The organism is Pseudoxanthomonas sp. SE1, assembly GCF_029542205.1.
Taxonomy (GTDB): Bacteria; Pseudomonadota; Gammaproteobacteria; order Xanthomonadales; family Xanthomonadaceae; genus Pseudoxanthomonas_A.
Map to the genome: position 1 here is coordinate 3170847 of NZ_CP113783.1, position 11513 is coordinate 3182359.

At 67.7% G+C, this 11513-nt stretch carries 9 protein-coding genes; 3 read left to right on the forward strand and 6 right to left on the reverse strand.

Annotation, left to right across the window (positions count from 1 at the left end; genetic code table 11):
* Positions 1–96 precede the first annotated feature (96 nt).
* From OY559_RS15025 to sufT, 3 genes are all read right to left on the reverse strand, one after another.
* Positions 97–1890: a S8 family peptidase gene (locus OY559_RS15025; protein WP_277727017.1), complete on the reverse strand. Its 1794-nt coding sequence runs from the start codon at positions 1888–1890 to the stop codon at positions 97–99.
* Between the two features lie 379 nt (positions 1891–2269).
* Positions 2270–3367, reverse strand: coding sequence for a branched-chain amino acid aminotransferase (locus OY559_RS15030; protein WP_277730021.1), 1098 nt, complete (start codon positions 3365–3367; stop codon positions 2270–2272).
* Positions 3368–3418: 51 nt separating this feature from the next.
* On the reverse strand, positions 3419–3970 hold the full coding sequence (gene sufT / locus OY559_RS15035) for a putative Fe-S cluster assembly protein SufT (RefSeq protein WP_277730022.1): 552 nt from the start codon (positions 3968–3970) through the stop codon (positions 3419–3421).
* Between the two features lie 110 nt (positions 3971–4080).
* On the opposite strand from sufT, the gene OY559_RS15040 reads away from it, so the two are divergent.
* Complete coding sequence (locus OY559_RS15040; RefSeq protein ID WP_277727018.1) at positions 4081–4494, forward strand: hypothetical protein; 414 nt, start codon at positions 4081–4083, stop codon at positions 4492–4494.
* Between the two features lie 10 nt (positions 4495–4504).
* Here the strand turns inward: OY559_RS15040 and OY559_RS15045 are convergent, their stop codons facing one another.
* Entirely contained in the window at positions 4505–6685 is a 2181-nt protein-coding gene (locus tag OY559_RS15045; protein WP_277727019.1) for an alkaline phosphatase D family protein, read from the reverse strand.
* Positions 6686–6852: 167 nt separating this feature from the next.
* Between OY559_RS15045 and OY559_RS15050 the strand changes: the two genes are divergently transcribed.
* Positions 6853–9228 carry a TonB-dependent receptor gene (locus OY559_RS15050; protein ID WP_277727020.1) on the forward strand — a complete coding sequence of 792 codons (2376 nt, stop codon included), beginning with the start codon at positions 6853–6855 and terminating at the stop codon, positions 9226–9228.
* 75 nt (positions 9229–9303) lie between these two features.
* Here the strand turns inward: OY559_RS15050 and OY559_RS15055 are convergent, their stop codons facing one another.
* Positions 9304–10692 (reverse strand): NAD(P)(+) transhydrogenase (Re/Si-specific) subunit beta, encoded by a 1389-nt coding sequence (locus tag OY559_RS15055; RefSeq protein WP_277727021.1) that lies wholly within the window; start codon positions 10690–10692, stop codon positions 9304–9306.
* Positions 10689–10988, reverse strand: coding sequence for an NAD(P) transhydrogenase subunit alpha part 2 (locus OY559_RS15060; protein ID WP_142125856.1), 300 nt, complete (start codon positions 10986–10988; stop codon positions 10689–10691). Before OY559_RS15060 ends, OY559_RS15055 begins: the two co-directional genes overlap by 4 nt.
* Before the next feature lie 166 nt (positions 10989–11154).
* Between OY559_RS15060 and OY559_RS15065 the strand changes: the two genes are divergently transcribed.
* Positions 11155–11490, forward strand: a complete 336-nt coding sequence (locus OY559_RS15065; RefSeq protein WP_277727022.1) for a hypothetical protein — start codon at positions 11155–11157, stop codon at positions 11488–11490.
* Positions 11491–11513 lie beyond the last annotated feature (23 nt).

Sequence of the window (11513 nt, forward strand, 5' to 3'; positions counted from 1 at the left end):
AGCCTCCGACTCCGGTGGAGAAAGTGACAAAAAAGAACCCCGGCCAAGGCCGGGGTTCTTCCTGCACCTCCCTGTGCGTCCCCTCGGGGACGATCCTCAGAAGGTGATGCTCCAGCTGTTGATGTAGCCGGTGTCGATGCTGGCACGGTCGCGGGCGCGCAGGCGCCAGTTGCCGTTGAGGGCTTCGCTGGACAGATTGACCGTGTAGGTCTGGTTGATGTTGTCGGCACTGCCGCCGCTGCGGTTGTGCAGGTTGTACACCGAGCCATCCGGCGCGAGCAGGTCGACGATCAGGTCGCCCTTGTACGTGTGCACGATGTTCACCGCCACCTGCGCGTTGCTGGGCGCATTGCCCGTACGCCCCGACACGGCGATGGTGCTGGTCACGCCGGTGTTGTTGTTGTCCGGAATGCTCACATCGGTGCCGTTGGTGTAGGTCTGGGTGCCCGGATCCGGATCGGGGTCACCTCCCTGCACCGCCGTCACCGCGCCATCCGCATTGGCGATGCCCGCACCGCACCCGCCCGAGCACGTGCCGGGCAGCGGACGCGCCGTGCTCTTCAACGTGCTCTCCACCTGCGCCGGCGTCAGCGGAGACGCGGCCGCCGCCTGCATCAGTGCGACCACGCCGGCCACGTGCGGTGCCGCCATCGACGTGCCGTTGTACGACGCGTAGCTGGCGCTGCCCGGCGTGGTGGTGCCGGTGTTGAGCGTGGACAGGATGCTGGCGCCCGGCGCGGAGATGTCGATGCCGGTGCCGTAGTTGGAGAAGCTGGCGCGCGAACCGGCCGAGGTGGTCGCTGCGACGGCGACGACGTTCGGGCAGTTCGCCGGCACGGCGCTGGACACGTTGGTGTTGCTGTTGCCGGCCGCGACCACGACGGTGGTGCCGCGACCCACCGCGCCATTGATCGCATTCTGGTAGGTGCTGGAACAGGTGCCGCCGCCGCCCAGCGACATGTTGATCACTTCGGCCGGGTTGGCATTGGCGGGCACGCCGCTGACCGTGCCGCCGGAAGCCCAGGTGATCGCGTCGGCGATGTCGGACGTATAGCCGCCGCAGCGGCCCAGCACGCGCACCGGCACCACCTTGGCGCCGAACGCGGTACCGGCCACGCCGGTGGCGTTGTTGGTCACCGCCGCCACCGTGCCCGCCACGTGCGTGCCGTGCCAGCTGGAGTTGGTGACCGGCGAGCCGGCATAGCACTCGCCTGCGACAGGATTCCAGTCGCCTTCGTCGTTGGGGTTGGAATCGCGGCCGTTGCCATCGCGCGAGACGAACGTGTCGCTGATGAAATCGTAGCCGGGCAGGATGTTCGCGTTGAGGTCGGCATGGTTGGTGATGCCGGTGTCGATGACGGCCACCACCACGCCCGTGCCGGTGGACTTGTCCCAGGCCGGACGCACGTTGATGCCGGACGCCGTGGTGCCGAAGCCCCACTGCTCGGAGAAGCGCGTGTCGTTCGGCGTCAGCACGGCGTACATGCGCTGGTCGACTTCCACGTACTCGACATTCGGATCCGCCGCCAGCTGCCGCATCAGCGATTCGGCTTCCACGCGGTCCAGCTTGCGGTCGGCGCGCACGACGTCCGCACCCCCCGCCGCCAGCCGGCGCAGCTTCTGCACGCCCAGCGCGCGACCGCCGCGCTTGGCGACGCCGGTACTGGCGGCCGTGCTGAGCGAACGCTGCAACTGTGCCGCATCGGAACTTTCCGTACTGCCATCGCGGTACTTCACGATGAAGCGGTCGTAGCCGCCGGGTTCTTCCACCTGCAGACCGCTCATGTCGACGCGACCGGCCATCGCCGGCAACGCGTAGAGCGATGCGAGCACGGCGGACGACAGGCACAGCAGGCGGATACGCGAACCACGCTTTGCAATTCCAGACATCAGACTCTCCCTCAACGATGAAATGAAAAGCCGCCAATGCGGCAATGGCCCGGTCGAGGGCGCAGGGCTGCTACGGGAGGGGGTGGACGGGCGGTTGCGTTCGACCAGGTGCACGTCGTGCAACGCACGACGCAACGACGACGCTAACGGAGAGCACGGAGATGAATCAGCGATGAAAGACACACTTCGCAGCGAGATGTTGCAAACGTAATCGTCGGAATACACGCATGTAGCGGAGCTACCGGTGGACATGCGTTGGTAGATTCATTTACGTCTTGCGCGCGTGAGCAAAGCGAATTTTTTATTCGCATCGATGCCATGCGATTACGCAAAAAAAAGCCCGCTACTCAGCGGGCTTTTTCTGGTCGCTCGACAGCAGTCAGTCGCGCAACTTCACCAGCCAACCATGACGGTCGGGGATGCGGCCGTACTGGATGTCGGTGAGTTCCTTGCGGATGCCCATAGTCACCTCGCCTGCGGGCGCGTTGAGGTCGCCCACTTCGAAGCCCTTGCCCTTCAACTGGCCGATCGGGGTGATGACGGCGGCGGTGCCGCAGGCGAACACTTCGACGATGTCGCCGGACGCGACACCCTGCTTCCACTCGTCGATGGAGACCTTGCGTTCTTCCACCGCATGGCCGCGGTCGCGTGCGATCTGCAGGATGCTGGAGCGGGTGATGCCTTCCAGGATGCTGCCCGACAGTTCCGGCGTGACGATGCGGCCGTCCTTGTAGACCAGGAAGACGTTCATGCCGCCGAGTTCTTCCAGGTACTTGCCTTCCACCGGGTCGAGGAACAGCACCTGCGAGCAGCCCTGCGCCTGGGCTTCCTGCTGCGGCAACAGCGAGGCGGCGTAGTTGCCGCCGCACTTGGCGGCACCGGTACCGCCCTTGGCGGCGCGGGCATAGTCCTCGGACAGCCAGATGGACACCGGCGCCACGCCCTTGGCGAAGTACGCGCCGGCCGGGCTGGCGATGACGTAGTAGCCGGCTTCATGCGCGGCGCGCACGCCGAGGAAGGCTTCGGTGGCGATCATGAAGGGACGGAAGTACAGGCTGGTCTCCGGCGCCGACGGCACCCAGTCGCCGTCGATGGCGACCAGCTGGCGCAGCGATTCGACGAACTCGGCCACCGGCAGCTGCGGCAGCGCCAGGCGTGCGGCCGAACGCTGCAGGCGCGCGCCGTTGGCGTCGGGACGGAAGGTCCAGATGGAACCATCAGCGTGGCGGTACGCCTTGATGCCTTCGAAGATCTCCTGGCCGTAGTGCAGTACCGACGCAGCCGGGTCGAGCGACAGCGGACCATAGGCGCGGACTTCCGCACCGTGCCAGCCCTGGGCCTTGTCCCAGCTGATGGTGACCATGTGGTCGGTGAAGTGCAGGCCGAACCCGGGGCTGGCGAGGATGGCGTCGCGCTCGGCGGCCGTGCGGGCCTTCTCGTTGCGGGTCACGCGGTAGGTCAACGGGGCGGCGTTCATCACGTTCATCTCTTCCTTCCTGACGGGTTCTGCTTCGGGTGAGCCGGCGGCTCAGAGCATGCCGGTTTCCAGCTTGGCGGCTTCGGACATCATGTGGCGGCCCCAGGGCGGATCGAACACCAGTTCGACATCGGCCTCGGCCACGGTGGGGATCATTTCCAGCTTGCTGCGCACGTCATCGACCAGGATCTCGCCCATGCCGCAGCCGGGCGCGGTCAGCGTCATCTTCACGTCGACCCCGCGCTGGCCGTCCTCGCGGGTGGTGAGGTTGGCCTCGTAGACCAGGCCGAGGTCGACGATGTTGAAGGGGATTTCCGGATCGAAGCAGGTGCGCAGCTGGTTCCACACCAGCGCCTCAACTTCCTCGTCGCTGGCGTCGTCGGGGAGCGAGAGGGGTTCGGAGGGTTCCTTGCCGATGGCATCCGCATCCCTGCCGGCGATGCGCATCAGGTTGCCTTCGACGAAGACGGTATAACTGCCGCCGAGGGCCTGGGTGATGTAGCCATAGCTGCCGGCCGGCAGGGTGACGAGTTCGCCCTGCGGCACCAGTACGGCGGCGCAATCGCGGGAGAATTGGACGGGTTCGCTGCTGCGGGAGTACATGCCGGACCAGATGGGGGCGCGCGTGGGGCGCTGCAAGGCGGCCTATTGTAGCGCCCGCGCCCCGGCGGTCGCGTTCAGGCCGTATCCTTGGCGGCCCTGTCGGAGTCTCCATGTCCCCCGCCCAGCGTCGTTCCGCCCCGTGGCTTGTTCCCCTCATGCTCGTGCTGGCCGGTGGCAGCGTGCTGGTGATCTGGGTGGCGCTGGCGCTCTACCTGCAGCGGCAGGCCGGCTGGATGGCCCTGGCCGCCGCCCTTGACGTAGTGCTGGTGCTGCGCCTGTGCGGCATGCCCGCGGGACCGCGTCGTGCCGTGTTGGGGGCGCTGGCCACCGGCGCGATCGCCGCGTTGGCGCTGTGGACCATCGCGGCGACCCAGATGGGCTTCGCGTTCGGACTCAATCCATGGGATTCGGTGCTGCGGCTGGGCTCGGACCATGCGTGGACGCTGGTGTCCCTGACCACCACGCCGCTGGATGTCGCGGCCCTGGTGGCGGCGCCGCTGCTGGCGGCCTGGTGGACGCGCTGACGCCGCAGCGTCAGGTCTGCTTCTTCAAAACCCGCTCACCGGTTGCCCCGGTCACCAGGTCGAACCGCTCGCGCACGAGTGCGGCATCGATTTGCGCCGTGTCGTCGTAAAGCCGCTGGCTGCACAGGTCCGCCGGCAGCAGCAGGAACTGCACCTCGCAGTCGCCCCCGGCATCGCGCTGGAACAGACCGACGCCATGGTGGCGCGTCTGCGCATGCCGGATGCGCGGCTCGCCCGCCGCCAGCAAGGCGTCCAGGCCGGCGACGAGCCGCTCGCCCGCGGACGCCGTGGCGGGATCCGCCTTCGCCGCATCCGCCATGATGGCCGACAGCGTGGATGACGAGATCGCGGGCGCGGTGAATTCCACCGTGCGTGCCGAATGCTGCGTGGCGAAACTGGCATGGATGTCGCCCGACAGCACCACCGCGCCGGCCGAGCGGTCCAGCGCCGCGACCAGCGCATCGCGCTGCAGTCCGAAGCCGTCCCACTGGTCGACGTTGAGGTAGAACTTCCGGCGCAACAGCGGCGGCGCATCGAGCGCGGGGTTGGACAGGTCGAGCACCATCGGCGTCATCGAGACCGAACTGGCCACGAAGAACGAACGCGTCGGTGCGTCGGACAGTTGCGTGGCCAGCCATGCCTGCTGCGCATCCCCCAGCGCGGACGGCAACGCCCCGTCCGCACGGCGCAGCGCCAGCAGCAGGTCGTAGCTCTCCTTCACCACCATGTAGCGGCTGCCCAGGTGGCTGAAGAGCGCGCTCTTGCCGAAGGCCAGCCAGGGCAGGCCACGCAGATAGTCGTCGTGGGCGTCCGGCGGAAGATCGACTTCCATGAAGCCCGGCACTGCCGCGTTGTAGCGCGTCAGCACATCGCGGACCACGTAGACCGCCATCGGCTGCATGGACAATGTGGTGGCGCGTGCCGTGGCATCGCGCTTGTCCACGCCCGCGTCGGTGTATGCCTTCGTCAGCGCGCGCCGCAGCGGCTTGCGCAAGGGCTTCCAGTGCTCGTCGCCAAGATCGAGGTAAGGGATCAGCGCTGTCGACAGGACCGACCAGTCCATGCCGATGCCGGGCGCCAGCCGGCGCAGCGCAGCTTCGTCGTACGCCAGCGCGCCGGGGAACGCATCCTCGGGAATCGGATGGTCCGGACGGTGGCTGCGGTAGTCCAGCAGCAACAGGCTGACGTCGCGCCCGTAGTCCAGTCGGCGCCACAGCTGTCCATTCGGGTGCAGGCGGTCGTCGTCCACGGTGTGTGCACCGGTGGCATCCACTTCGCCGACGGCCACATCGACCGGCATGTATTCGAAGTAGGCGCGCTCGGCGTTGCGGCGCCGACGCACATCACCTTCGTCGCGGCGTCCTTCTTCGTAGGTGGCGTGGTCCTGCCAGCAATCGTCGCTGAACTCGTGATCGTCCCAGATAGCGACCAACGGCGCGCGTTCCAGCAGTGCCTGCAGGACGCTGTCGGTCCGGTATTGGCGATGCAACTGGCGGTAGTTGTCCAGGCTGGCGGCCGCGAGGTAGCCGCCGCCCTCGGCACCGACCCGCAACGCGCCGTCCATGTCGTCGAAGACGATGCCGCGCGCGCCATCGGCGCGCTGGAAACTCGTATCGCCTACCGACTCATAGATGAAGTCGCCCAGGTGCAGCACGAAGTCGAGGTCTTCCTGCAGCAACGGCACCAGACTGTTGTACCAGCGCCCGCCATAGTCCTGGCAACTCATGAAGGCGAAGCGCAGGGATGGTGTCGGCGCATCGGCGGCGGGTGCGGTGCGCGTCATGCCCAGCGGCGACGAGATCCACGCGCTGCCCTCGCGGCGCAGGAAGCGGAAGTAGTAGCGCCGTCCCGGCTGCAACTCCTGCACGCGCACGCGCAGGCAGTGGTCGTGCTCCGCGCGCGCGGTGAGCTCGCGCTCGATGCGCAGCTGCGAGAACGCCGCGTCGTCCGCCACCTGCAGGCGCACGGCCACATCGCCACCCGCCGCATCGGGGACACGCGTCCACAGCAGCACGCGGTCCGGCCGCGGATCACCCGACGCGACCGACTGCGGGAACGCATCGCGCCTCACCGCAGGCGCGGCCTGCGCGGGAAACCAGCGGCTCGCGAACGGCAGGCTGGCGGCGATCAGCGTCAGCTTGAGGAACGTGCGCCGCGACGGGCGCAGCGCAGAAGGATCGGATGCGTTCACGCAGTGCTCCATGTCACGAAGCCGCGCAGCATCGCCGGCGGAGGTTGCGGTGATATGGCAGTCGGGCCCGTCATGGCGCAGCAACATCAAGCGGTCAGCCTGTGCCGTCGCTTCGCCATGCCTCGCGCGCGGCGCATCGCCTTCCCTCCTCCCTCCACCGGCCTGCCATGACTCCCAGCACCCGCACAACGCGTCACCTTGCCCGCCGCTCCCTCACCGTCGCACTCTGCGTGGTGCTGGCCAGTCCTGCCCTCGCGCTCGCGCAACAGGCCGACGCACCCGATGCCGGCACTGCCACGCAGTTGGACACCATCGTCGTGACCGCGCAGAAGCGCGAGCAGCAGGTGTCGGAAGTGCCGATCGCGATCACGGCGTATTCCGGCGACTTCCTCGACCGCCAGGGCATGACCACGCTGGGCGATCTGGCCGGTTTCGTGCCCGGCCTGCAGGTGCAGGAACAGAGCCCGAACAATCCCGGCTACGTGATCCGCGGCATCACCTCGGACAGCGGCGAAGCCAACGTGCAGCCGCGCATCTCGGTGTTCCAGGACGGCGTGTCGATCAGCCGCTCGCGCGGCGCCTCGGCCGCCCTGTTCGACATGGAGCGCGTGGAAGTGCTGCGCGGCCCGCAGGGCACGCTGTTCGGCCGCGCCGCGCAGGTCGGCGCCGTGCACTACATCCAGAACAAGGCCAAGGACGCCACCAGCGGTGCCTTCGAACTGGGCGTGGGCAGCGACAGCCAGCGCCTGGCCAGCGGCTACTTCAACGCGCAGATCGCACCGGAAGCACTGGCCGCGCGTGTAGCGGTCTTCCACGAAGAACGCGACGGCAGCATCGAAAACGCCGCCGGCGGCACGCTCAACGGCAAGGACACCACCGCGCTGCGCGCCAGCCTGGGCGCGATGATCGGCGAGGCCAGCCGGATCGACCTGATCGCCAACTACCAGAAGGACACGCCGACGGGCACGGCCTTCATCAGCGGCACGATCCCGAACCGCCAGGGCAGCACCAGCCCGTATGCCGATGCCGAACTCAACCGCGGCGATGAACTCGGCCTGGACCGCACCGTGCGCAGCCTGACCGCGCTGGGCTCGTTCGCGCTGGGCGAAAACTGGACGCTGGACACCATCGGCGGCTGGCGCAGCTTCGACTCGCATGAGGAATTCGACGCCGACGGCTCGCGCCTGAAGGCGATGGAGTTCGCCGAGATCGCCGAAGGCGACCAGTTCAGCCAGGAGGTCCGCTTCAGCTTCGACAACGGCGACACCTTCGCAGGCTTCTTCGGCGCCAGCTACTTCGTCGAGGACGGCTCGCAGTACGTGCCCTTCGCCACCGACGAACGCAGCCTGCTCGCGCTGCTCTCGCAGAATGCCGCCTTCCGCCAGCAGATCGGCGCGCTGCTGGGCGGCATTCCGTTCCCCGCGATCCCGCTGTTCGGGCCCGATGGCGATCCGCTGGTGGGCTACACCCTGCCGGGTGGCCTGCACACGCTGCTCAACCCGGACCATCGCGAAGCCTTCGCCAACTACGGCACGACCAAGGCCTGGGATGTGTTCGTCGACGGCACCTGGCGGGTCACGCCGTCACTGGAACTGAGCGCGGGCCTGCGCGCGACGTGGGAGAAGCAGACCGCGGGCTACCAGGGCTTCGCGGGCAACGCGCCCACGCTGTTCAACGGCTTGGGTGCCGGTGCGCCCGCGCCGCTGGCCGGCAACAACATCCTCAACAGCGCCACGGCCGGCAAGCTGGAGCGCAGCGAGGACTTCGATTCGGTGGTCGGCCGCGTGGCCGCGCGCTATGCCTTCTCGCCGACGCTGAGTGCCTTCGCCACCATCTCGCGCGGTCGCCGCCCCAACGTGATCGACATCAACCCGCAAGGCAGCCAGGTGCTGCCGGCGGAGATCGTCAACAGCTACGAGATCGGCCTGAAAGGCGGCACGTCCGGCGGCCGCCTGGCCTATGACGTGTCCGCGTACTGGTACGACTACAGCGACTTCCAGACGCAGATCCCCAACCCCAGCGGCGGCACCCCGTTCCTGATCCCCACCAACGGCGGCAACGCCACGGCCAAGGGCGTGGAAGCCTCGATCACCGGCGAGCTGGCGACCGGACTGGTGCTGTTCGCCAACTACGCGTGGACGCATGCGCGCTTCGACGACCGCGACGACGACGGCAATCCGCAGCTCTACGCCGGCCACCGCTTCCGCCTGACGCCCGACCACGCCGCCGCGATCGGCATGGACTGGCGCGTGCCGATGGGCGGCGCCAGCTTCTACCTGCGCCCCTCCTACAGTTGGAAGTCGAAGGTGTACTTCGAGGACGAGAACACCCCCGGCCTGGAACAGGACGCCTACGGCCTGTTCAACCTGCGCATGGGCGTGACGCTGGCCGATGGCCGCTGGGACCTGGGCGTGTGGGGCAGCAATCTGACCGGCGAGGAGTACTTGATCGATGCCGGCAACACCGGCCGCCAGTTCGGTACGCCCACGTTCGTCGCCGGCCAGCCGCGCGCATACGGCATCACCGCCAAGGTCAGGTTCTGATACGGCGTGCCGCACTCCATGAAAAAGCCGGGCGATGCCCGGCTTTTTCTTTGCCACGGGTGCGGGTACGTGCGTTCAGTGCCCGCCGTCCAGCGCCTTCAGTTCGCTGACCAGCGCGTTCGCCATCTCGCTGCCGTCGCCGTACAGCATGCGGGTGTTGTCGGCGTAGAACAGCGCGTTCTCGATGCCGGCGAAACCGGTGCCCTTGCCGCGCTTGATGACGATGGTGTTCTTCGAGTTCACCACGTCGAGGATCGGCATACCGTAGATCGGCGAGGCAGGATCGGTCTTCGCCACCGGGTTCACCACGTCGTTCGCGCCGATCACCAGCGAGACGTCGGTATTGGCGAACTCGGGGTTGATGTCGTCCATGTCGGCGATCAGGTCATACGGCACGCCGGCTTCCGCCAGCAGCACGTTCATGTGGCCCGGCATGCGGCCGGCGACCGGATGGATGGCGAACTTCACCTTGACCCCGCGCTCCATCAGCTTCTGCGACAGTTCCCAGATCTTGTGCTGCGCCTGCGCCACGGCCAGGCCGTAGCCGGGCACGATCACCACGCGTTCGGCGTAGGCCATCATCGCGGCGACGTCGGCGGCCTCGATGGGCTTCATCGAACCGCCGATCTCCTGCATGGCCGCGCCACCGCCGCCGAAGTTGGAGAACAGCACGTTGGTGATCTTCCGGTTCATCGCCTTGGCCATCAGCCGCGTCAGCAGCATGCCGGCCGCGCCGACCATGGTGCCGGCGATGATCAGCGCCTCGTTGCCCAGCACGTAACCCTCGAACGCCACCGCCAGGCCGGTGAACGCGTTGTACAGCGAGATCACCACCGGCATGTCGGCGCCACCGATGGGCAGCGTCATCAGCACGCCGAGCGCCAGCGACAGCACGAAGAAGGCGACGATCCACGGCATCGCCAGCGTGGTCAGTGCCATCACGCCGCATACCACCGCTGCCAGGGCAACCAGCGCGTTGAACCATTGCTGGCCCGGGAAGGTGTAGCGCTTGTCCATGCGCCCGTCGAGCTTGGCCCAGGCGATCACCGAGCCGGTCAGCGACACCGCGCCGATCAGTGCGCCGATGACGGCCAGCGACAAGGTGAAGGTCGATGGCGCCGGTTCACCGGACGAATAGCGCACCAGTTCCACGGCACCGATGGCCGCCGCAGAACCACCGCCCATGCCGTTGAACAGCGCGACCATCTGCGGCATGTCGGTGATGGCGACCTTCTTGCCCCAGATCCAGTTGAGGCCCACGCCGATCACGATGGCCGCGATCATCAGGCCGATGTTGTGCAGCCCCGGCAGGAAGAACGTGGCGACGGTGGCGATCAGCATGCCCGCGCCGGCCCACTGGATGCCGCTGCGCGCGGTCTTGGGGCTGGCCATGCGCTGCAGGCCCAGCAGGAACAGCGTGGCGGCCACGAAGTAGCTCAGCTTTACCAGGGTGAGCGCGCTCATTTGGCGTCTCCCGGCTTCTTGCTGCTCTTGAACATGTCCAGCATGCGCTCGGTGACCACATAGCCGCCGGCCGCGTTGCCGGCACCCAGCAGCACGGCGATGAAGCCGATGGCCTTCTCCAGCGTGGTATCGGCATGGCCCAGCACCACCATCGCACCGATCAGCACGATGCCGTGGATGAAATTGGAGCCGGACATCAACGGCGTATGCAGGATCACCGGCACCCGCGAAATGATCACGTGCCCGGCGATGGCCGCCAGCATGAAGATGTACAGCGCCACGAACCCGTCGCTCATCCGCTCCCCCATCCTGTCCATGTTGTCGACACCGCAGCGCGGCGCGCAGGGTGTGCTCCGCATCATAACCGTACCTGAACCCGGCGGGCGTCGCCTCCCGGCCTGTCAACCGTGTTCCGCGCGATGCGTTCCCATCCCTGCACCCCACCACCCCGAGGATCCGACCATGAAGCACGTGTCACTGCTGGCCCTGGTTGCACTGCTGCTGGGCACCACCGGCGTCGCCTCCGCGCGCGATGCAGGAGACCGCATCGACCACCGGCTGGATCGCAAGGGCGAGCGCGTGGAGCACCGCATGGATGCGCGCGGCGACCGCATCGAGCGGCGCTTCGACCGCAGCGCGCAGTGGGCCGACACCCATGGCCACGCCAGCGCAGCGAAGCATCTGGAACGCCGTGGCGACCGCATCGACGGCCGCCTGGACCGCAAGGGCGAGCGCGCCGAAGCGCATTGGGACCGTCGCGGCGACCGCATCGATCGCCGGCTGGACCGTCGCGGCTGATTCACGCCACAGGCCGCTAAGCT

Excerpts from the sequence above, each read along its gene's own strand:
- OY559_RS15025 (WP_277727017.1), bottom strand. The coding sequence starts at position 1,890 with ATGTCTGGAATTGCAAAGCGTGGTTCGCGTATCCGCCTGCTGTGCCTG.
- OY559_RS15030 (WP_277730021.1), bottom strand. The coding sequence starts at position 3,367 with ATGAACGCCGCCCCGTTGACCTACCGCGTGACCCGCAACGAGAAGGCC.
- sufT (WP_277730022.1), bottom strand. The coding sequence starts at position 3,970 with ATGTACTCCCGCAGCAGCGAACCCGTCCAATTCTCCCGCGATTGCGCC.
- OY559_RS15040 (WP_277727018.1), top strand. The coding sequence starts at position 4,081 with ATGTCCCCCGCCCAGCGTCGTTCCGCCCCGTGGCTTGTTCCCCTCATG.
- OY559_RS15050 (WP_277727020.1), top strand. The coding sequence starts at position 6,853 with ATGACTCCCAGCACCCGCACAACGCGTCACCTTGCCCGCCGCTCCCTC.
- OY559_RS15055 (WP_277727021.1), bottom strand. The coding sequence starts at position 10,692 with ATGAGCGCGCTCACCCTGGTAAAGCTGAGCTACTTCGTGGCCGCCACG.
- OY559_RS15060 (WP_142125856.1), bottom strand. The coding sequence starts at position 10,988 with ATGAGCGACGGGTTCGTGGCGCTGTACATCTTCATGCTGGCGGCCATC.
- OY559_RS15065 (WP_277727022.1), top strand. The coding sequence starts at position 11,155 with ATGAAGCACGTGTCACTGCTGGCCCTGGTTGCACTGCTGCTGGGCACC.